Annotated in this window: 28 protein-coding genes; 6 read left to right on the forward strand and 22 right to left on the reverse strand. The window is 66.8% G+C overall.

The genetic code is table 11. The features are described from left to right. Nucleotides 1-22: 22 nt before the first annotated feature. From AB0280_RS05390 to AB0280_RS21520, 14 genes are all read right to left on the reverse strand, one after another. Nucleotides 23-382 carry a hypothetical protein gene (locus AB0280_RS05390; protein WP_307491592.1) on the reverse strand — a complete coding sequence of 120 codons (360 nt, stop codon included), beginning with the start codon at nucleotides 380-382 and terminating at the stop codon, nucleotides 23-25. Further along, the gene (locus tag AB0280_RS05395) at nucleotides 379-960 is read right to left on the reverse strand and encodes an Asp23/Gls24 family envelope stress response protein (protein WP_307491594.1); all 582 of its coding nucleotides are present in this window, start codon (nucleotides 958-960) and stop codon (nucleotides 379-381) included. Before AB0280_RS05395 ends, AB0280_RS05390 begins: the two co-directional genes overlap by 4 nt. Next, entirely contained in the window at nucleotides 957-1,523 is a 567-nt protein-coding gene (locus AB0280_RS05400) for an RNA polymerase sigma factor (RefSeq protein WP_370871805.1), read from the reverse strand. The genes AB0280_RS05395 and AB0280_RS05400 overlap by 4 nt, the downstream gene beginning before the upstream one ends. 113 nt (nucleotides 1,524-1,636) lie before the next feature. Further along, nucleotides 1,637-1,867: a CsbD family protein gene (locus AB0280_RS05405; protein WP_307491598.1), complete on the reverse strand. Its 231-nt coding sequence runs from the start codon at nucleotides 1,865-1,867 to the stop codon at nucleotides 1,637-1,639. 33 nt (nucleotides 1,868-1,900) lie between these two features. After that, a complete protein-coding gene (locus AB0280_RS05410; protein WP_307491600.1) occupies nucleotides 1,901-2,518 on the reverse strand; it encodes a hypothetical protein in 618 nt (205 codons plus the stop codon). Continuing rightward, nucleotides 2,515-3,096: a hypothetical protein gene (locus tag AB0280_RS05415; protein ID WP_307491603.1), complete on the reverse strand. Its 582-nt coding sequence runs from the start codon at nucleotides 3,094-3,096 to the stop codon at nucleotides 2,515-2,517. The genes AB0280_RS05410 and AB0280_RS05415 overlap by 4 nt, the downstream gene beginning before the upstream one ends. Next, the gene (locus AB0280_RS05420) at nucleotides 3,093-3,533 is read right to left on the reverse strand and encodes a hypothetical protein (RefSeq protein ID WP_307491605.1); all 441 of its coding nucleotides are present in this window, start codon (nucleotides 3,531-3,533) and stop codon (nucleotides 3,093-3,095) included. Before AB0280_RS05420 ends, AB0280_RS05415 begins: the two co-directional genes overlap by 4 nt. Continuing rightward, nucleotides 3,530-3,721, reverse strand: coding sequence for a DUF2273 domain-containing protein (locus tag AB0280_RS05425; RefSeq protein ID WP_224027096.1), 192 nt, complete (start codon nucleotides 3,719-3,721; stop codon nucleotides 3,530-3,532). The genes AB0280_RS05420 and AB0280_RS05425 overlap by 4 nt, the downstream gene beginning before the upstream one ends. Next, nucleotides 3,718-4,197: an Asp23/Gls24 family envelope stress response protein gene (locus tag AB0280_RS05430; RefSeq protein ID WP_307491608.1), complete on the reverse strand. Its 480-nt coding sequence runs from the start codon at nucleotides 4,195-4,197 to the stop codon at nucleotides 3,718-3,720. The genes AB0280_RS05425 and AB0280_RS05430 overlap by 4 nt, the downstream gene beginning before the upstream one ends. A 194-nt stretch (nucleotides 4,198-4,391) precedes the next feature. After that, complete coding sequence (locus AB0280_RS05435; RefSeq protein ID WP_159630557.1) at nucleotides 4,392-4,586, reverse strand: hypothetical protein; 195 nt, start codon at nucleotides 4,584-4,586, stop codon at nucleotides 4,392-4,394. 227 nt (nucleotides 4,587-4,813) lie between these two features. Beyond that, complete coding sequence (locus tag AB0280_RS05440; RefSeq protein ID WP_366366369.1) at nucleotides 4,814-5,155, reverse strand: ANTAR domain-containing protein; 342 nt, start codon at nucleotides 5,153-5,155, stop codon at nucleotides 4,814-4,816. Continuing rightward, nucleotides 5,149-5,580 carry a GAF domain-containing protein gene (locus AB0280_RS05445; protein WP_366366370.1) on the reverse strand — a complete coding sequence of 144 codons (432 nt, stop codon included), beginning with the start codon at nucleotides 5,578-5,580 and terminating at the stop codon, nucleotides 5,149-5,151. The genes AB0280_RS05440 and AB0280_RS05445 overlap by 7 nt, the downstream gene beginning before the upstream one ends. After that, a complete protein-coding gene (locus AB0280_RS05450) occupies nucleotides 5,577-5,828 on the reverse strand; it encodes a hypothetical protein (protein WP_307491613.1) in 252 nt (83 codons plus the stop codon). Before AB0280_RS05450 ends, AB0280_RS05445 begins: the two co-directional genes overlap by 4 nt. Nucleotides 5,829-6,066: 238 nt before the next feature. After that, a complete protein-coding gene (locus AB0280_RS21520) occupies nucleotides 6,067-6,513 on the reverse strand; it encodes a hypothetical protein (protein WP_425328580.1) in 447 nt (148 codons plus the stop codon). A 214-nt stretch (nucleotides 6,514-6,727) separates the two neighbouring features. Here AB0280_RS21520 and AB0280_RS05460 point away from each other — a divergent pair, with 214 nt between their 5' ends. Further along, nucleotides 6,728-7,462 (forward strand): GAF and ANTAR domain-containing protein, encoded by a 735-nt coding sequence (locus AB0280_RS05460; protein ID WP_159630563.1) that lies wholly within the window; start codon nucleotides 6,728-6,730, stop codon nucleotides 7,460-7,462. A 46-nt stretch (nucleotides 7,463-7,508) separates the two neighbouring features. Here AB0280_RS05460 and AB0280_RS05465 read toward each other — a convergent pair whose 3' ends face one another. Next, on the reverse strand, nucleotides 7,509-8,237 hold the full coding sequence (locus tag AB0280_RS05465) for a Type 1 glutamine amidotransferase-like domain-containing protein (RefSeq protein WP_366366372.1): 729 nt from the start codon (nucleotides 8,235-8,237) through the stop codon (nucleotides 7,509-7,511). Between the two features lie 90 nt (nucleotides 8,238-8,327). Between AB0280_RS05465 and AB0280_RS05470 the strand changes: the two genes are divergently transcribed. The 3 genes from AB0280_RS05470 (at nucleotide 8,328) to AB0280_RS05480 (ending at nucleotide 9,917) form a co-directional block, all read left to right on the forward strand. Next, the gene (locus AB0280_RS05470) at nucleotides 8,328-8,660 is read left to right on the forward strand and encodes an ArsR/SmtB family transcription factor (protein ID WP_366366373.1); all 333 of its coding nucleotides are present in this window, start codon (nucleotides 8,328-8,330) and stop codon (nucleotides 8,658-8,660) included. A gap of 12 nt (nucleotides 8,661-8,672) precedes the next feature. After that, entirely contained in the window at nucleotides 8,673-9,170 is a 498-nt protein-coding gene (locus AB0280_RS05475; RefSeq protein ID WP_366366375.1) for an SRPBCC family protein, read from the forward strand. Nucleotides 9,171-9,323: 153 nt separating this feature from the next. Next, nucleotides 9,324-9,917, forward strand: a complete 594-nt coding sequence (locus tag AB0280_RS05480) for a DUF1992 domain-containing protein (RefSeq protein ID WP_366366652.1) — start codon at nucleotides 9,324-9,326, stop codon at nucleotides 9,915-9,917. Here the strand turns inward: AB0280_RS05480 and AB0280_RS05485 are convergent. Together AB0280_RS05485 and AB0280_RS05490 are read right to left on the reverse strand one after the other, a co-directional pair. Further along, nucleotides 9,914-10,477, reverse strand: a complete 564-nt coding sequence (locus tag AB0280_RS05485; protein WP_307491623.1) for a GNAT family N-acetyltransferase — start codon at nucleotides 10,475-10,477, stop codon at nucleotides 9,914-9,916. The two genes, AB0280_RS05480 and AB0280_RS05485, sit on opposite strands and share 4 nt — an antisense overlap. Nucleotides 10,478-10,535: 58 nt before the next feature. After that, entirely contained in the window at nucleotides 10,536-12,707 is a 2,172-nt protein-coding gene (locus AB0280_RS05490) for a transglycosylase domain-containing protein (protein ID WP_366366376.1), read from the reverse strand. Nucleotides 12,708-12,884: 177 nt separating this feature from the next. Here AB0280_RS05490 and AB0280_RS05495 point away from each other — a divergent pair, with 177 nt between their 5' ends. Further along, a complete protein-coding gene (locus AB0280_RS05495) occupies nucleotides 12,885-13,511 on the forward strand; it encodes a PadR family transcriptional regulator (RefSeq protein ID WP_159630575.1) in 627 nt (208 codons plus the stop codon). 9 nt (nucleotides 13,512-13,520) lie between these two features. Here AB0280_RS05495 and AB0280_RS05500 read toward each other — a convergent pair whose 3' ends face one another. From AB0280_RS05500 to AB0280_RS05510, 3 genes are all read right to left on the reverse strand, one after another. Then, nucleotides 13,521-14,840 carry an ammonium transporter gene (locus AB0280_RS05500; RefSeq protein WP_366366378.1) on the reverse strand — a complete coding sequence of 440 codons (1,320 nt, stop codon included), beginning with the start codon at nucleotides 14,838-14,840 and terminating at the stop codon, nucleotides 13,521-13,523. Between the two features lie 325 nt (nucleotides 14,841-15,165). Next, nucleotides 15,166-15,960: a carbon-nitrogen hydrolase family protein gene (locus AB0280_RS05505; protein ID WP_366366380.1), complete on the reverse strand. Its 795-nt coding sequence runs from the start codon at nucleotides 15,958-15,960 to the stop codon at nucleotides 15,166-15,168. 80 nt (nucleotides 15,961-16,040) lie between these two features. Beyond that, nucleotides 16,041-16,277, reverse strand: coding sequence for a DUF2630 family protein (locus AB0280_RS05510; RefSeq protein ID WP_159630581.1), 237 nt, complete (start codon nucleotides 16,275-16,277; stop codon nucleotides 16,041-16,043). Between the two features lie 85 nt (nucleotides 16,278-16,362). Here AB0280_RS05510 and AB0280_RS05515 point away from each other — a divergent pair, with 85 nt between their 5' ends. Then, nucleotides 16,363-16,761, forward strand: a complete 399-nt coding sequence (locus tag AB0280_RS05515; protein WP_159630583.1) for a hypothetical protein — start codon at nucleotides 16,363-16,365, stop codon at nucleotides 16,759-16,761. Nucleotides 16,762-16,795: 34 nt separating this feature from the next. Here AB0280_RS05515 and AB0280_RS05520 read toward each other — a convergent pair whose 3' ends face one another. Beyond that, nucleotides 16,796-17,128 (reverse strand): DUF202 domain-containing protein, encoded by a 333-nt coding sequence (locus tag AB0280_RS05520; protein WP_159630585.1) that lies wholly within the window; start codon nucleotides 17,126-17,128, stop codon nucleotides 16,796-16,798. 4 nt (nucleotides 17,129-17,132) lie between these two features. Then, nucleotides 17,133-17,483: a YidH family protein gene (locus tag AB0280_RS05525; RefSeq protein WP_159635145.1), complete on the reverse strand. Its 351-nt coding sequence runs from the start codon at nucleotides 17,481-17,483 to the stop codon at nucleotides 17,133-17,135. Nucleotides 17,484-17,546: the final 63 nt, after the last annotated feature.

Here is a 17,546-nt window from a genome sequence, read left to right on the forward strand (position 1 = left end):
GTTTGGGTGTACCTGACGAATGCTACGCCGGTTGGTGACTGGACGCGGTCAGCCCTCCCGGCCTGCCGGGCGGCGGACCGGCCGCGATGCGTACCACCGTGACCTGGACGGCGACGTTGCCCGGCGCCAAATGGCTCCGAACGGCGGCAGCCACGGCGCGGACCACCTCCGGCGTCCGGGCATCCGCGCTGACGCCGATCCGGACAGTTGCCTCGATGCGGCCGCCGTCTTCCCGGACCTCGACCAGGGGAGGGGCATCGGCGTTGTTCCGCTGCAGCAGGGATGCCGCCTGGCCGGGAAGCCGCTGCCACAGGGTCCGGGCGGGAAAGACTTCCGTGACGCCGTCGACCGCCATGATGGCCTGCTGCAGAGCGGTGGTCACGATTCCTCCCGTGGTGCGTCGATGACGTCGGTAATGGTGATGTCGATGGCCGAAATGTTCAGCTCGGTGTGGCGGGCCAGCGCCTCGGCCAGATCCTGCCGGAGCGACGCCGCGCTGGCCATGAGCGCATGGCCGAACAGGACCGCCAGGTCCAGCCGGACCGCCACAGGGCTGCCCGGAACGGTGACGTCTCCCTCCAGCCGGACCTTGCCGGCCACTGCTCCCGGCTGGCTGTCCGCCACGGACCGGACCAGGGCAACGATGGAACCCTCGGTTTCGGACAAGGTGTCCGCGGGATCGTCAGAGCGCAGCGGGATGCTCCGTCCCGGCCGCAGTTCCAGCGCCAGGTTTGCCAGGATGTCCTTCAGCCAGTCGTCGGTGCCGCTGCCGGCAGCTGCCAGGTCACTGGCGAAGAGTTCGTCGCCGGCCGCGGAGAGCCGCCGGAGGGAGTCGAGGCCGTTGCGGCACTCCGGGCAGGATTCCAGGTGGGGCGGATCGGGGAATTCACCGGTGTCCAGGTAGAGGCTGAGTTCCTCGAGCGTGTGGCCGCACTCGAACGTGTCGTTGGGCATGCTCATCGCCAATCTTCCATTTCGCGGACCAGTGTAATCCGGGCCCGGGCGAGCCGCCCCCGGACACTGGCTGGGCTGATGTTCAGGGTCCGGGCAATCTCTTCGTAGCTTTGGCCGTTGATTTCCTTCAGGATCCAGCAGCGCCGCTGCTCTTCGGGCAACGCAGCCAGGGCAGCCTTAAGGGAGTCAATGCCGGCACCGGCCACGACCGCTGTCTCCGGCCCTGCGCCCGGGGACACAGTATCCACCGGCGCCTCCCCGTCCGCCGTGGTGAGGCTGGCGTGGTTCCGGCGCCTGCGCAGCAGGTCGATGCTGCGGCTGCCGGTGAGCCGCAGCAGCCAGCCCTTCACTGCGGCGGGTTCGCGCAGTGTGTCCAGCTGCTGCCACGCCTGGACCAGCACTTCCTGCACCACGTCATCCGCGTCCGCATACGAACCCGTCAGGCGCCGGGCGGCTGCCCGCATGTGTGGACCATAGCGGCGGGCCAGGGACTCGAAAGCCGCCGTGTCGCCGTCGGCTGCCCTGCCTGCCAGAATGGCATCGGGGACCACGTCCAACTGGTCCCGCACCAAGGGTAAACCTGTCACCGGTTTCTGCTTTCACTATCGGCGCGAGCGCCTGACGGGCGGCAGGACGGCCCACCCACCTCGGAGGTGGAGCGGGCCTGCCGCAGGGGGACTGCCTACTCTTTGCTGAAGCCCTCTTTGACCTTGGCCGCCGCGTCCTTGAGGTTGCTGCCGATGCCCTTGGCGGCGTCCTTGACCTTTTCGCCGGCCTCCTGCAGCTTGGCCTGGGCCTGGTCCCGCTGGCGCTCCCGCTGCAGTTCCTCGTTGCCGGTCAGCTTCCCTGCACCTTCCTTGGCTACGCCGAGGTGGTTGGTGGCTGCGTTGTTGAGCTTGTCGTCGAGTCCCATGGTGATTCCTTCCGTTGTGTTTCCTGTTTCTGCTCAGCCGGCGCGGTGTGCGCGGGCCAGCTTTGTCCTGGTTCCACTTCCTATTCGGACCAGAACAGTGGGGTGATGACCCAGGAGCGCGTCAATCGCGCCAACCAGGTCCTCCGCCAGGTCCGCGACCTCCCGGGGGGAGGCGCCGTTGCGGGCCTGCAGGGTGAGCCGGAGGGCAGGGGCTGTGTTCCGTTTGGTGCGGCCCCGCCAGGCTGTCAGGGAGCTTCCGACGACGGCCCGGTTGCCTTTCAGGGCCTCGTCCACCGCTGCGGCCAGGTAGGAGACGTCCACTGCCGTGTCCCCGGACTCCGGATCCTGTTCGCTGGCGGCAGTGCCGGTGCGGCCGCCGCCCTGCCGCGTCAACCAGAAGATGCTTGCCGCCGCACCCAGGAGCAGCAGCGCGGGCAGGGCAAGGGACCACCAACTGCCCAGGGGCTCCGGTGCCGGTGCGGTGGGAAGCAAGGCCTGCCACCGTTCCAGCAGGCCAGTGGCAACGGCATTCCACTGTTCCCGGACAGCAGGAACCAGTCCCGCTCCCGCGGCCAGCAGGCCCGCCGCCAGCAGCACCAGCCCGGCGGTGGCCAGGAGGAGCCTGTTCATGGCCCTGTTGGTGCTGTTCATCGCCCCACCGCTCCTTCCGTGGCAACCCGGACCTGTGCCGGGATGGTTTTGCGAAGGCGCAGGGATGCCAGTTCCTCGGCTGCCGCCGCCGTGAGGACGGCCGGGTCCAGGGTCATGCCCGACGTCGGGTGGACGTGGACCATAGCGCGGTTGCGGGTCACGGTGGTGGCCACCTGGCCGGGGGCCAGGTTGGCGGCCAGCCGCACCTTGCGTGAGATGGCGGCAGCGATTGTTTCGTCGTCCACCACCAAGGCGCTGCGGCCGCTGAGCATGGCACGGCGGCCGCGGCGCCCGCCCCTGACCGCCGCGAGCAGCAGGGCGGCACCGGCCAGGGCAACGACGGTTCCGCCGGCCACCAGGCCCGCGGGCAGGACGGCCTCTGGAACAGCTGGCACGAGCGATGCGAGATGGCCTGGGGAGGCCAGCAGCGCAGGTTGCCCCAGCAGCGACAGGACGCTTTCGGTTCCCAGCCACAGGCAGGCCACCAGCAGCAGGACTGCGGTAAGGACGGATAATCCGGTGCGCGATGAGTGCGTTTCCCGGCGGATGATCCGGTTGGTGATGCGTCCCTGGTTCACGGTTTCCTCCTGTCCAATCTGCGGTCTGAACGGTCTGAACGGTCTGAACGGTCTGCCTGGTCCACCCGCTGGTCCACCCGGTCCTCGCGGACGGCCCGGCCTCCCGCTCCAAGGCGGATGTTGATGCGGCCGCACTGCAGCCCGGTGATCTGCTGGCCCAGGGAGGAAATCCTCAGCCGGGCGATGCTTGCGCGCTCCAGCACTGGGAGCTGTCCCTGTTCCGGCGGTCCCTGCAGTGCGGACGGTCCGGGCAACGGGGGCGGCGGGAGCCGCACCAGGAGGTCCACACCCAGCTTTCCCGCATCGTCCTGCAGTGTGGCTGACACGTCCTCCGGCCGGACCCTGAAGGCACCGGCCGCCACCGCTTCCAGGGCGTGGCGCAGCGCTGCCTGCTCAATCCGGGTGTGGCCCCGGCGGGTGTGCGCCTGCGTGGTCACGTTGACGAGCGGCGGCCGCGCAGGGCATCCAGCACGGCGCCGAGGTCCAGCCGGCCTTCAGCGGCCCTTCCCAGTACGGCTCCTGTTCCCATAAAGAGCGCCGTCAGCAGGAAGCCCCAGAATCCGAAGGCCAGGGCGGCCAGCGCCAGGACGGCTCCGGCGGCCGTCCCGGCAACCACCGGGGTCATGCAACCCTCGGTTCGCGGTCGGCGTCGTCCGTGTCCTCACCATCGGACGGAACATGGATGTCCGTGATGGTGATGTTGACTTCGGTGACCTCCATGCCCACAAGGTCCTCCACGGCGGAGTAGACGGCGTCGCGGGCGTTGTCCGCCACCTGCTGGAGGGGGTGCGGGTACTCCACCACGAGGGTCACATCAACGGCAACCTGGGTCTGGCCCACCTCGACGTTGACGCCCTGGGTCAGGTCCTTCTGGCCAACCTTTTCGCGAAGGTTGCCCAGGGCCCGGGCTGCGCCGCCGCCCAGGGCGTGCACACCGTCAATCTCCTGGATGGCGATGCCGGCGATCTTGGCCACCACGCCGTCCGCCACCGTGGTGCGTCCGCGTCCGTCTTGGCCGGCGGCGGAGGAAAGTTCATGGGCAGGGGCGGCAGCCGTCTTCTTCTGCTGGACAGTTGCGGGGGTTTGCGTCTGCGTGGTCATTGCGTCGCTCCTTCTTGTTCTGGAACTGGATTCCAGGCGCCTCGTGCGCCCTCACAAGTAAGACGCAGCGGGAGCGGAAAACCTCACGCAGGTTCTGGTGTGATCGTCGTCACTTTCGGATCCGGGCAGCAAAAAGGGCGTTGACGACGGCGGGTGGGGCCCGCCGTCGTCAACGCCCTGTGCGGGTGGGCCGCTTAGAGGGCCAGTGCCGGCTCGTTCCCGCGGACGCTCAAGGTGAAGGTGTTGGGTCCGCTGCAGGTGACGGCGATGCGGCAGGTGGTGGTGTTGTGGCGCGCGGAGAGGTCGGAGACCGCGGAATCGAGGGTCTCGTGGAGGGAAGTCCGGTCCCAGATCTTCAGCGTCACGGATTCGGCAGTGTTAAACGTCATTGTTCAGTACTTTCCTGTGTCAAGCCGGTTGTGTCCCCGGCAATGGCCTGTCCGCGCTCGGAGGGTCGGCGGCCTGCGCTCACCGGTGGGCCTCGTTGCGTCACCAGGATGTCAAGGGCGGATGTTTCCGGCCCTGCCCATCCATAGTGCCCATGGCGGACGGGCCTGCTCAACCAAATCACGCATTTGTTGCGAGTGAATCTCATCACGTGTGACCGGCGCCACAGCTACTCGTCGAAGTAGGCGGTAATCCTCTCTTCCCCTGAAATCGAGGTAATGACCGTGGCGGCCACGTCCCGCAGCTTGATGTTCCTGGTGCTCGAGGCCCGCGTGAGGATGCTGAAGGCGGTATCCCGGTCGCAGCGGTTCTGGGCCATGATCGCGCCTACGGCCATGTCGATCACGGTGCGTGACTGCATTGCGGCGGTGAGGTCATTCCTGGCTTCCCTGAGCTGCGAAATCCGCAGGATCAGCCGCAGGGAACTGGCTGCCTGGGCCGCGAACGACTCCACGGTGGCGACGTCCTCGCCGGAGAACCCGTTGCTGCGGCCCGAGTAGAGGTTCAGCACCGCTTCTGCATCCCCGCCAGGTCCAGCGGGACGGCGAGGATGGAGGACACGCCGTGCGCTGCAGCCGTCCGGATATAGGGTCGCCAGCGGTCCTCGGCGGACAGGTCCGGCACAAGGAGGGTGGTTCCCTGCCGGAGCGCGGTGAGGCAGGGGCCCTGGCCGAATCCGTTCTGCAGCTCGTCGAGGGCCCGTGCCGCAGCGTCACTTGCCGCTACGGCCTGGGGCCGCTTGTGCCGCAGCACCGTGACGCCGCTGTGGATCGTGTTCCCGGGGCCGGACAGCCGGGTACTGGCCAGGATTGCCAGTTCAGTGAGGAACGCCTTGATGTCCGGGCTTTCCAGCACCAGTTTCTGCAAGGACAGCTCTGCTGCCTCCAGCGGCAGTTCGTCGGGGTCCGGGAAGGGCTGCTCGTCACTGCCGGTCATTGGTCCTCGTCCGCTGACAGTTCCCTCATGGCCGTGGCAATCAATCCCACTTGGGACGCCGGAAGGTGGAGCGCTTCGTTGAGGTAGGCGTCGAATGACATTTCGTCAGCGTCGCCGCCGAGGCCGTAGTAGTACGTCCACAGTTTCAGCATCGGTAGCTGCGTCTCGCGGAAACGCCGGGCCACATCCCTTCGCTGCTCGTCGGCTTCCAGCAGTTGGTCAGGGTCCCCGGTCCAGTCGGCGTTCATGCTTGCGGTCCCATTGGCCCGGCGGTGGTCAGCGCATTGTTCCCGGCCATCTGGCCTCGATCCATAGTTGCGCCAGGTATTGCTTTTCCTGGCTGGCGGCCGCCCGCTCTTGGCGCGTTCGGCCCGTGCATTCAACCTCCGGATCCTGGTGCCCATCCCGAAATCTCCTACGTTTGACACTACGCCCTTGGGGGTCCTTCTGGTATAGCGGCCGGTTGCCTTCGCGCGACCCGGCCGCCTATGGGCCGGGTGTCGTCGTCCCCGGCCCCGCGCCGCCGTCGCTGTCGTGTTCTGCGTCCGGCAGGAAGCTGCGGCCGTTCCCATCTCCCCGGCCGGAGGCATCCTCTGCCTGGCCTGTGTCCGATGACTGGCCTGTGTCCGATGACTGGCCCGTATCTGACCGCCCGGCAGGGGAACCACCTGGTTGGCGGGAGAAGTCATCGGAATACGGGGCGCGGGGGCGTGGCAGGTCCTCTATGAGTTCGTTCGCTGCCAGTGCCAGGAGGTCGCGCTGGCTTGCCGGCAACGAGAGGAGCCCCTGCAGATAGGCCTCCACTTCATATTCGCCCGCGTCCCCGGACAAGCCAAAGTACTTCAGCCACAACGCCGAAATGGAGATGTCGGCGGCTTTCATGGCCGCCCGGAGCCGGCGCCGTTGTTCCGGCTCGTTTGGATCGAAGCCCACAGGCTGGTTCCTAGTTCGGGCCTGCCGGCGACCCGGCAGGCGTCGAGGCGCTGGCGGACTGCAGCGGGCTGCCCGTTTGGCGTGCCTTCCCCATAAGTTGCTGAAGCCTTTCGTCGTGCGTAAGTCCAAGCGGATCCCTGAGACTTCAGCTTAAGCCCCCGTAAATGCCCGCTCCGCTGCCGCGCGGGGGCCGGGCGACCGTAAGATGAACCCCATGCTGAATCCTGCCGACGATGTGACCGTCCAGAACCTCCAGGAGGTCCTGGTGGGTGCTGAAAATGCCGTGGAGTTCCTGTCCGGACTCTCGGGAATGGCGGCAGCGGCAGTATCCGCGGCTGCCGGTGACGACATTGAGTGCGCGGTGACCCTGAAGCTCCGGCGCCGGCCCACCACTGCGGCCGGCAGCAGTGCCCGGGCCCTGGAACTGGACCTCATCGAGCAGGCGCTGGGGGACGGTCCGTGTATCCGTGCGTTGCGTGAGATGGCACCTGTGCTGATCGACGACGTCGCGCGGGACCCCCGGTGGACCAAGTACAACCAGGAACTGGCAGGCCGGGGCGTACAGAGCACCCTGGGCGTGCCACTGGAAATCAGCAGCGAAGCCAGTGCTGCCTTGAACTTCTTCGCCACCAAGCCGGGCGTGTTCACGGCAGACGTCTACGACAAAGCGGCGGGATTCGCCGCCGCCGCCCACAACACATTGCACCTCTCGGTCCGCATCCACACCGCGCAGAACCGGGCAGACGACCTCGAAGCTGCCCTGGAGAGCAGGACCGCCATCAACCTGGCCTGCGGCGTCATCATGGCGCAGAACCGTTGTTCCCAGGAAGAAGCGATGGAGATCCTCACCAAGGTCTCCAGCAACCGCAACCGGAAGCTGCGGGACGTGGCCAAGGAACTGATTGAACAGCTGTCCGGAAGCAGCATCCAGACGCACTTCGAGGCCTAGGCCGGCGCCCCAGGCTCCCTGCCGTCCACCAGCGGTCCCCGTCCGGTCAACGGGCGGTCCGCACGGACACCGCCGCCCCGCCTTCTGCCGTGCGGATGTCCCAGCAGTTGCCGCTGCCAATGACCTCGTAGTCCCTGGCTCCGACTGATTCCAGCACCACTGCCGTGCCCTCATCGATGGCAACCGCCCATTCCACCAGGCCTGCTGCCACGGCGCCCACCGCGCGGCTCAATGTCCCGGCCTGGGCGGCGTGGACGTCCACCGCGAACGGGACCAGCCCCAGGCCCTCCCGAACGTCCACTGCGTCCAGGCCCTCCGAGCACTCCTCCCCGCACACATCCACCCCGTTGATCCGGCAGCCACCAATCAGCGCGCGGGCTGGTGCCACCATGGCTCCGGCGGAGAACCCCAGATAGGGGGCGCCCCCTGCCACCAGCCCGGAGATGGCGGTGGCCGCCGGGAAGAGGCCACTCCAGTACGCCGGCGTCAATCCGCCGCCCACCACCACGCCGTCCACACTGCTGAACCCGGCCGGATCCGCCGTCCTGCCTTCTGCCAGCGGCACCGCCACCACCTCACAGTCAAGCCTGGGCCGGAGCGGGCCTGCGCAGGCCTCCACCAGATCCTGCAGGCTTCCGCCGTGATGATGCACGGCAACGGCGACCCGGGCAGCCCGGCCCGGCGCGGCATGCCGCCGGATATCCTCCACGAACCGGTCAAAGACGTCCGGAAAACCCAGCGGATCCGGGCCGGCCCCGGCAAGGAAAATGCTCATGGGCTCCAAGGTACCGGCCGGCGCTGCCGGGCTGCCGGAGGAAGGAAAAACGCTTGACCTGCCGTCAGTGCGGGACTAACGTACAACCAAATGGTTGTAGAAAAGCTAAGCGAGACCGAAACGGACCGCCTCTTCCAGGCATTCGCCGACTCCACCCGGCGGGACATCGTCCGCCGGGTCACCGTGCGCGAGTACTCCGTGTCCGGTCTGGCAGCCCTGTACGCCATGAGTTTCGCCGCCGTCCAAAAACATGTGGCGGTGCTGGAACGCGCATCACTGGTCACCAAGGAAAAGCGCGGAAGGGAGCAGATCGTGCGGGGCGATCACGAAGGACTGCACAACGCCCGGCGGCTGCTCGATGACTTTGAACAGATCTGGCGGCAGCGGGCCGCCCGGATGGCCGACATTCTCGCTGAAGGTTAGGAAGGCATTGCCATGACAGTCATCAGTACGGATAAGAACCCGGAGGCCCTGAGCCTCACCCTCGTCGCCGAGTTCGACGCCGGCGTGGAGCGGGTCTGGCAGCTCTTCGAGGATCCGCGCCGGCTGGAGCGCTGGTGGGGACCGCCCACCTATCCCGCCACTTTCTACAAGCATGACTTTGTTCCCGGCGGCCGGGCCAGCTACTACATGACAGGACCTGGCGGGGACAAGGCGCACGGCTGGTGGGAGTTCACCAACATCGAGTCCCCGCGGGAGCTGCAGTTCGACGACGGGTTCGCGGACAGCGACGGCAACCCCACGGGGGAGTTCGGCATCAGCCACGCCACGGTGACCCTGGAGCCGCTGGGGGAGCGGACCCGGATGACCATGCTGTCCACCTTCGAGTCCGAGGAACAGCTGGAGCAGATGATGCAGATGGGGATGGAGGAAGGACTCAAGGAGGCGGTCGGCCAGATGGACGGCATCCTCGCCGAGCACGCCAACGCCTGACAGCGCACCTACCACCACCCTTTGCCACAGCGCCGGGTGGGCGGACGACGGCGGGACGCGCCGCCGTCGTCCGCCCACCTTGGGCGTTGAACGCCCAAGCCCACCGTTGAATACTGGAAGATGGGGGCCAAGCGAGGAGAGGCGGTGGTGGCAATGAGCGGCGGCGCAGGGGATTTCCGCAAGCGCTTGGAGCGTGCGGCCGAAGCCCGGTCATACCGTGGTGCCGGCATCAGTGCCGAGGAGGAAGCCGCGCTGGACGCCCTCGACGCGCAGGAGCGGGAGAAGCGCAAAAAAGTCAGCGATGCTGCCCGGGCGGAATACCTGGTCCGCGACGCCATGGCGCAAGGCAAGTTCGACAACCTGAAGTACGCGGGCAAGCCGATCCCGGGCCTGGGCGAATCGTACGATCCCGACTGGTGGGTGAAGGGGCTGATCCAGCGGGAGAACATCAGCGGCCTGGGCCCGGCGGCCATCCTGCTCCGCACTGAGGACGCCGAACTCGACGCCAGGCTGGACGCCCAGTACACCGAGCAGCAGGTCCGCGACATCCTGCAGGATTTCAACCGGCGCGTGATCGACGCCCGCCGCCAGCTCCAGGGCGGCCCGCCGGTGGTCACCAGGACCCGGGACGTGGAGGACGAAGTGGAGCGCTGGCGCAGCCGCCGGACCGCGCGCGCGGTGGAGGCGCCTGCTGAGCCGGAGCCGGAGCGGTCCTGGTGGAAGCGCCTCTGGAAGGGCACGGGCTAGGCGAAAGGGTTTGTGCTCCCGAACAGCTCGCACAAGGCGTTGTAGTACTTGCCGGTCTGGCCCCGGTGGGCCAGGCCAATCCTTCTGCACACCTGCTGCGACGCGGCATTGGCCGGGTGCGTCACTGCCACCACCTCCGGCAGGCCGCTTGCGAACGCGTAGTTGAGAACCGTCCGGGCTGCCTCCGTGGCGTAGCCGTTGCCCCAGTGGTCCGGATGGAAGTGCCACCCGATCTCCGTATCACCTGAGGGCTGCAGCGGCAGTTCAGCGCCCGACGCCGGGATGGACTTCAGGAGCAAAGTTCCAACAGGTGGGGCCGCAGCCTGGTGATCGTCCGGGCCTGCCGTCTTGGGCTGGACTGCCCAAACCCCGTGGACGGGATGGTCCATGGCCCGCCACGTGGCGATGCGCTCCCGGGCCTCCGCCATGCTGGTCATGATCCGGGGGTGGTTGCCGATGAAGCGCTGCACCTCCCAGCGGGAGTACAGGTCAAGCACGAACGCGGCGTCGGCCGGCTCCCAGGGGCGCAGGATGAGCCGCTCAGTCTCAAGGATCCTCACGTTCCCATCGTGCCAGAGCAGTGCGGTCCTTACCGGCTGCGTTGAGGACCATCCCCGGCTACGGCCTGTAGTTGGGATTGGGCCCAATCATCGAAGCGGGCGGCGGCGCAAATGGACCCGCCGGATAGAGGGGTGCCACCTTGAGCATGTAGTTGGCCCACTGCGGCCCGGCAATCATGTACCCGTCAAGGCGGGGGTAGAACGTGCCGTTGATGGTGACGTTCTGCCCTGCCCGCTTTTGGCCTTCCAGGGCATCGCCGAAGAAGGACGCCGTGACCAGGCCGGTGGTGTAGCCAACCACCCAGGTGGACCCGTTGTTGTTCGAGGTTCCGGTCTTGGCGGCTGTCGGAACCTTGTCCTGCACCTTCGGGTTGATCCAGACGCCGGAACCCTTCTTCAGCACGTCCTGCAGTACCGAGTTGACGCCGCGGGCCACATCGGGTTTGACGGCGTCGTGGCAGTCGGGTGCCTGCGCGGGCAGTTTTGCCCCGGCGGGATCAGTGACATCAACCAGGGCGATGGGAGCACAATAGCGGCCCTCCGTGGCGAAGGTGGCAAAGGCATTTGCCAGGGTGAGGGGTGCCACACCGGTGCCGCCGAGGAGGTTGCCCAGCTGATGCATGTTGACCGGGGTGCTGTCCAGGCCGCTGTGCAGCCCTACGGCGTCCACCATCTTCTGGATGCCGCAAAAGTCGAGCTGGGATGCCGAAGCGAAGGTGGCCGTGTTGATCGAGTTGTACAGGCCGTAATTGACGGGCATCGGGCGGTAAAAGCCGTCCTCCGCATTCTGCAGGTCATCGGCAGCGCCGAGGGCAGGGTTGGCCTGGGCCGTGCTGTACGCTCCCAGCACCTTCCCGCAGCTGTCCTTCCACGGGAACCCCAGCGGATAGACCCGCCGTGAGGCGTCCACTTCGGCGGTGAGCGACTTTCCCTCGTTCAGCCACTCCGCAAAGGTAAAGGGCTTCATGGTGGACCCGGGCTGGAACCCGCCGGCGCCGTTCAGGTCGTTGCCCTGGGCGTCCTTGGCATCCACGTTGAAATTCAGGTTGGTGTCGAACTTGCCTGGTTGCGGGAGGAAGACCGTGTTCTGGGCCATGGCCAGGATCTTGCCGCTGCCCGGTTGCAGGGTCAGCAGCGAGGCCGCCCACCGGTCCGGGTTCGCGCCCGCCGTTTCGTCCACCTGGGCCTGGGCGGCTGCCTGGAGCCTGCTGTCCAGTGTGGTGGTGATGGTGAGGCCGCCGCGGTAAAGCTTCCGTTCGCGGTCAGCCTCGGTGGGCCCGTAGGCGGGATTGTTCAGGATCAGATGGGAGATGTAGTCGCAGAAGTACGGCGCCATGGCAGCGTTGGCGCAGCCCTGCTGCTGCGGCGTGATCTTCAGCTGGATCGGGGTGGCTACGGCGGCATCGTACTGGGCCTGCGTGATCTTGCGCAGGCGCAGCATCTCGGACAGGACCTGGTTCCTGCGCACGATCGACTTATCAGGATTGGTGGCCGGGTTGTAGAGGGTGGGGCTGTTGACCACCCCGGCCAGCAAGGCGGCCTGGGGGAGGGTAAGGTCCTTCGCGGTGGTGCTGAAGAAGTAGCGTGCCGCCGCTTCAATCCCGTACGCGTTGCTGCTGAAGAACACAATATTGAGGTACCCCTCAAGGATTTGGTCCTTGGTGTACTTCTTCTCCAGTGTGACGGCCAGCTTCATTTCGCGCAGTTTGTCGCCCAGGTTCTTCTGCCCGTTCAGCACCACCGCGTCCGGCCTGTCCTGTGAAAGCTGCGCTTCGTTCAGGACGTTGGTGACGTACTGCTGCGTGATGGTGGACGCGCCCTGCTCGCCGCCCTTGGTCAGGTTGGACACCAGCGCCCGCAGTATCCCCTGCGGGTCCACACCGGCGTGCTCGTAGAACCTGCTGTCCTCGATGGCGACAATGCCTTCCTTGATGAAGGGCGACATCTGGTCCAGCGGCACCTTCACGCGGTTTTCCGCGTAAAAGGTGGCGATTTGCTGCCCGTCGGAAGTGAGGACTTTGGTGGCCTGCGATGGCGGCTGCACGGTCAGTTCAGCGGGCAGGCTGTCGAAGAATCCGATCGAGGAACTGACCCCCATGCCCGCGGCTGCCACGGCCGGCACCACCAGGCTGGCCGCCAGCACGCCGCACATGACACTCGCTGCGAGGAATCCCAGGATCCGTCCCAGAACTGTCCCAAAACCGGGCCTGCGCTTCCGCTTCCTTGCCATTCCTCAGCCCCCGCGCTCGAAGGTGGGATCAGGATACGCTCCCGCCGGGGAGCGAACCAGAGCCGGAAAGGTCAGGATTTGATCACACCAGACCTTTGACCAGCGATAGTTACCGACATATCGTTAACTATCGCTGAATCCACAGCGAACACGACAGTATGAAAGGACGATGCCACCATGAAAGGCATATTCGACGACAAACAACCGGGCCCTGAGTTCGGCAGGGGCCGCTTCGAGCGGGGGAGGGGCCACCGCGGCCCCCATGGGCACCGCGGTCCAGGCTTTGGTCCGGGGTTCGGGCCTGGTTTTGGCCCCGGATTCGGGCCGGGTTTTGGTCCGGGGTTCGGCCCCGGCTTTGGACGCGGCGGACGGCGGGCCAGCCGCGGTGATGTGCGCGCGGCCATCCTGTCACTCCTGGCAGAGGCGCCGTCCAATGGTTACGGACTGATCAAGACCATTGCCGCCAAGACCGGCGGCGTGTGGCGGCCCAGCCCGGGATCCATCTATCCCACGCTCCAGCAGCTGGTGGACGAGGGCCTGATTGAGGCGCTCAGCGAAGGCCGCGGGACTGAGTTTGCCCTCACCGATGCAGGCCGCGCCTACGTGGCGGAACACGCGGAGGAAATGGAGAACGCGTGGAACGCTGAACCGGACAGCGCGGACAGGGACTTCCATCAGAGCATCGCCAAGCTCATGGGTGCCATCCACCAGTTCCGCGCCGGAGTGACCGGGGAACAGCGGGCTGCCGCCGTCGAAAAGATGGACGAACTGCGCCGCGCGCTCTACAAGATCCTTGCGGACTAGAACGCAGACCTACGCGAAGGAGTCTTCCTTGGCGTGCCGTTCAGCCGGGGCAGCTGCGGTCGGGATGTGGGCCGCGGCGAGGCGCAGGGGATTGAATCCTGCTCCGATCTCACCGAACGCGTAGGCAGTCTCTGCGTGCTCGGACAGGTCCACGCCGGCGGTCTCGGCCTCGTGGCTGACCCGGAAGCCCACCGTCTTGTTGATGATCCGGGCAATGACCGCGGTTCCAACACCGGACAACAGGAGGGTGATGATGACGGCGGCTGTCTGGGCAATGAGCTGCTGGACTCCGCCGCCGTAGAAGAGGCCGCCGCCCTGGCCGTTCACGGGAAGGGCGATCAAGCCCAGGGACAGGGTGCCGATGAGGCCGGCGCCCAGGTGGACACCCACCACGTCCAGGGAGTCGTCGAGGCCAAAGCGGTATTTGAGGTCCACGAATACGCAGCAGGCCGCGCCGGCCACCAGGCCCAGGCCGATAGCGGCCACGGGGCTGATGTTGGCGCAGGAAGGGGTGATGGCCACCAGGCCGGCAACCACGCCGGAGGCGGCGCCCAGGGATGTGGGGTGTCCGTGGCGGACCTTCTCCGTGACCAGCCAGCTGAGCATGGCGGCCGCGGGTGCCACCAGGGTGTTGATCCAAATGAGGCCGGCCTGTTCGACGCTGGTGGCGGCCCCCCCATTGAAGCCAAACCAGCCGAACCACAGGATCGCGGCGCCGAGCATGATGAAAGGCAGGTTGTGGGGGCGGTGGTTGGGGTCCTTCGCGAACCCGTGGCGCTGGCCAACGATCACGGCCAGCGCCAGGGCAGCCGTTCCCGAACTGATTTCCACCACGGCACCGCCGGCGAAATCGATGACCTGGCCGAAGATTTCCGTGACGGCACCCCCTGCGCTCATCAGCCCGCCGCCCCAGATCATGTACGCGAGCGGGCAGTAGATCACCGTGATCCACACCGGCACGAACAGGGCCCAGGCCCCGAACTTGGCGCGGTCGGCGATGGCGCCGCTGATCAGGGCAACGGTGATGATGGCGAATGTTGCGCTGTACCCGGCCTTGAGGAGGTCCGGTGAACCCATGAGGTTCTGCAGGCCAAAGCTGGTGAAGGGATTGCCGAAGAGGCCCAGCACGCCGTCGCCGGTGGTCATCGAGTAGCCCCACAGAACCCAGACCACGCCAACAATCCCTGCCGAGATGAAGCTCATCATGATCATGTTGAGGGCGGCCTTGGCGCGGGTCATGCCGCCGTAGAAGAGGCCAAGGCCCGGGGTCATCAGCAGGACCATGGCTGCCGAGATCATCAGCCAGACGTGTTGGGCAGTGATTTCCACCGGTGGGTCCCTTCGCAACGTGAACGTGGTGCAGGGGCCCGATTGGCCCCGTGGCATTTCCCCCGGGTTCCATTTTTGGCGGTGTGTGTTTCAGCCAATGCCGCTTAAAGTTGCGGCCACGTTACACAAACAGCCCGTGCGTGAAGTTCACGTATCGGCTATGTTTCGGGCATGTAAACGGCGCCTCTTCCGGCGCCGGCCTCCGGACGCCCCGGCCCCGCCCGATGCCTGCCACCACGGGTGCCCGCGGGGCGCCCCAGGTGAGACCCGGCGTCGTCCGCTCTTTTGCCGTCTGTTTCGAAGCTATGAACGGCGCCTCACGCGATCAGAACGTGCGGGCGTTGGCCAGGACGGGCAGCTTGGTCCGGACGTCGTCCACCGTTGAGGGATCAATGTCGACGACGGCGAGTTCCGGCTTGCCGCCCAGCGCCACCACCGTTTTGCCCAGGGGGGTGATCACGGCGCTGTGCCCGATGCCGGTGGGTGCTGTGCCCGCCGGGCCGGCGCCCACTGTTTCGGGGTCGCCCTGGCCGCAGGCGACCACAAAAGTGGTGCTGTCCAGCGCCCGGGCGCGCACCAGCAGGTCCCACTGCTCCGCCTTGCCCTCACCGGCACCCCAGGAGGCACACACGATGTTCACCTGGGCACCCGCGTTGGCGTTGGCGGTGAACAGGCCCGGGAAACGGACGTCGTAGCAGGTCGCCAGGCCGAACACGGTCCCGTCCAGCTCGAACGTCACCGGCGCTTCCCCGGCGTCCACTGTCGTGGACTCCGTAAAGCCAAAGGCGTCAAAGAGGTGGACTTTGTCATAGGACGCCTCCACCCCGGGCCCGGTGACCAGCAGTGTGTTACGGACCCGGCCGTCCTTTCCCGGAGTGAACATGCCGGCCACGATCGTGAGGTCCAGCTCCTTCGCCATCCTGCGGACTTCGCTGGCCCACGGGCCGTCAACGGGCTCGGCAATGTCCTTCAGGGAGTGGCCGAAGGCGCGCATCGTCGCTTCGGGGAAAACCACCAGCTGGGCGCCGGCGTTGCTGGCCTGGGCAGCGTACTCCCACACCAGCTCAAGGTTGGCTGCTGTGTCGGCACTGCTGATGATCTGGGCTACGGCGATACGCATGGAAGAAACTCAATCTGTGGGTAACGGAAAAGGGGTGCCCGGGTAGGTTGACCCGGGCACCCAAGGCGGTCCGGCGACGGCTACTGCCTGTAACCTTCGACCTCGCTGATGGGGCGGGCTTCGGCGTCGTTCGGGTTCTCGCCCGAATCCTTCTTGGCCCGCCGTTGACGCAGCAGGTCCCAGCACTGGTCCAGGCTTTCTTCCACATACTTGAGCCGTGCCTGGTCCGGGGCCTGCCCGCCCCCCGAGCCCTCACGCAGTGAGTGCTCCTCCTCCACGAGGGCCTGGATGTGCGTCAAAATGTCCTGATCATTCATGGCTTCCCCTTACTCCGGTCCGGTCTCCTTCAGCGTACGTATCAGGTGCTGAAGGAGCCAGCCCCTGAGCTGTACCATCAACTTCATGCCCACTGCGCTCGATATGGCAGGTCCCATCCTGGAAGTGCTCACCTGGTTGTGCCTGCCCGCCGGGCTGGGACTGCTCTTCTACACCGGATTCCTCCGCCGCTTCGTGCACCCGTGGGACATGGCCGAGGCCGTGGTGTACTCCGATTCCACCGGTGTTGGCTTCCGCTGGTTTGACCGGAAGCACCAGGTGCACAACGCCCCGATGTCCCCGTACGACATCAAGGACATGGCCGCGGGAGACACCCTGCCCATCTATTACCACCCCAAGCGTCCAACGCAGTGGCAGACCACCAGGCCGGAGGAAGCCGGGAGAACGGCCTCGGTCCTGGGCCGGTGCCTGACGGCGATCGGCGCCGTGGCCCTGCTGGCCGGCTTCGTCCTGCCCATGTTCTAGCTGGCCGGTACGGGTCCAGCTGGCCGGAACCGTTCTAGCTGACCAGCACCACCACAATGCCCAGGCACCCCAGGGCGAGCCCGGCGAAGGCGGTCCAGAGCACAGCGGGCAGGTCGGCCTCGATGCTTTCGCCAGCCAGCCCGTGCGACCTCGCCTGGTAGCGGCGGCGCTGCGTGAGGTAAATGGCCAGGGCGGCGCCGCCGGAAATCACCGGCAACATCAGGATGGGCGGCCCATAGGTGGGAAGCCAGCGCAGGAAGAAGGCGCTGGCCGTCACCAGCGCCAGCATGGTCCGGCCCCAGGCGAGGGCCGTCCGCTCCGGCTGGAGGCCGGGATCGCCGTGGGGGCTGGGGCCGCTGGATGCCACGGAATCAGCGCCAGAGAATAAAGACCAGTACGACGGCGGCAGCCAGCGCGCCTGCCCCGGCCAGCAGGGGCACAAAGAGCGGCAGCGGCAACGGCGCCTTGTTCCGCATGCTGCGCTCCACCCGGAGCCACCGCATGGCGGCCCCGCCACTGAGCATCATGCCCAGCAGAAGCAGCAGGACGGCCAGGCCTTTCCGGACAGGCTCAATGAAAAGGCCCGAAGTGAACGCCTCGATGGCAATGCCACCCGCCAGCAGCGCAAGCGACGTCCGGATCCAGGCCAGGAAGGTGCGTTCGTTCGCCAGCGTGAAGCGCGGGTCCGGTTCCTCGCCGCCGGGCAGCAGCCGTTCCGCCATCCTCCCGCGCGACGGCGGGACCGTTGGCCGGGGCGGCTGCTCACTGTTGATCACCGGGCCAGT

The organism is Pseudarthrobacter sp. 902506025 (genome assembly GCF_040702325.1).
Classification (GTDB): Bacteria; Actinomycetota; Actinomycetes; order Actinomycetales; family Micrococcaceae; genus Arthrobacter.

Excerpts from the sequence above, each read along its gene's own strand:
- AB0280_RS05395 (WP_307491594.1), bottom strand. The coding sequence starts at position 960 with ATGAGCATGCCCAACGACACGTTCGAGTGCGGCCACACGCTCGAGGAA.
- AB0280_RS05405 (WP_307491598.1), bottom strand. The coding sequence starts at position 1,867 with ATGGGACTCGACGACAAGCTCAACAACGCAGCCACCAACCACCTCGGC.
- AB0280_RS05410 (WP_307491600.1), bottom strand. The coding sequence starts at position 2,518 with ATGAACAGCACCAACAGGGCCATGAACAGGCTCCTCCTGGCCACCGCC.
- AB0280_RS05425 (WP_224027096.1), bottom strand. The coding sequence starts at position 3,721 with ATGACCCCGGTGGTTGCCGGGACGGCCGCCGGAGCCGTCCTGGCGCTG.
- AB0280_RS05430 (WP_307491608.1), bottom strand. The coding sequence starts at position 4,197 with ATGACCACGCAGACGCAAACCCCCGCAACTGTCCAGCAGAAGAAGACG.
- AB0280_RS05435 (WP_159630557.1), bottom strand. The coding sequence starts at position 4,586 with ATGACGTTTAACACTGCCGAATCCGTGACGCTGAAGATCTGGGACCGG.
- AB0280_RS05445 (WP_366366370.1), bottom strand. The coding sequence starts at position 5,580 with ATGACCGGCAGTGACGAGCAGCCCTTCCCGGACCCCGACGAACTGCCG.
- AB0280_RS05450 (WP_307491613.1), bottom strand. The coding sequence starts at position 5,828 with ATGAACGCCGACTGGACCGGGGACCCTGACCAACTGCTGGAAGCCGAC.
- AB0280_RS05460 (WP_159630563.1), top strand. The coding sequence starts at position 6,728 with ATGCTGAATCCTGCCGACGATGTGACCGTCCAGAACCTCCAGGAGGTC.
- AB0280_RS05465 (WP_366366372.1), bottom strand. The coding sequence starts at position 8,237 with ATGAGCATTTTCCTTGCCGGGGCCGGCCCGGATCCGCTGGGTTTTCCG.
- AB0280_RS05470 (WP_366366373.1), top strand. The coding sequence starts at position 8,328 with ATGGTTGTAGAAAAGCTAAGCGAGACCGAAACGGACCGCCTCTTCCAG.
- AB0280_RS05475 (WP_366366375.1), top strand. The coding sequence starts at position 8,673 with ATGACAGTCATCAGTACGGATAAGAACCCGGAGGCCCTGAGCCTCACC.
- AB0280_RS05480 (WP_366366652.1), top strand. The coding sequence starts at position 9,324 with ATGAGCGGCGGCGCAGGGGATTTCCGCAAGCGCTTGGAGCGTGCGGCC.
- AB0280_RS05490 (WP_366366376.1), bottom strand. The coding sequence starts at position 12,707 with ATGGCAAGGAAGCGGAAGCGCAGGCCCGGTTTTGGGACAGTTCTGGGA.
- AB0280_RS05495 (WP_159630575.1), top strand. The coding sequence starts at position 12,885 with ATGAAAGGCATATTCGACGACAAACAACCGGGCCCTGAGTTCGGCAGG.
- AB0280_RS05505 (WP_366366380.1), bottom strand. The coding sequence starts at position 15,960 with ATGCGTATCGCCGTAGCCCAGATCATCAGCAGTGCCGACACAGCAGCC.
- AB0280_RS05510 (WP_159630581.1), bottom strand. The coding sequence starts at position 16,277 with ATGAATGATCAGGACATTTTGACGCACATCCAGGCCCTCGTGGAGGAG.
- AB0280_RS05515 (WP_159630583.1), top strand. The coding sequence starts at position 16,363 with ATGCCCACTGCGCTCGATATGGCAGGTCCCATCCTGGAAGTGCTCACC.
- AB0280_RS05525 (WP_159635145.1), bottom strand. The coding sequence starts at position 17,483 with ATGGCGGAACGGCTGCTGCCCGGCGGCGAGGAACCGGACCCGCGCTTC.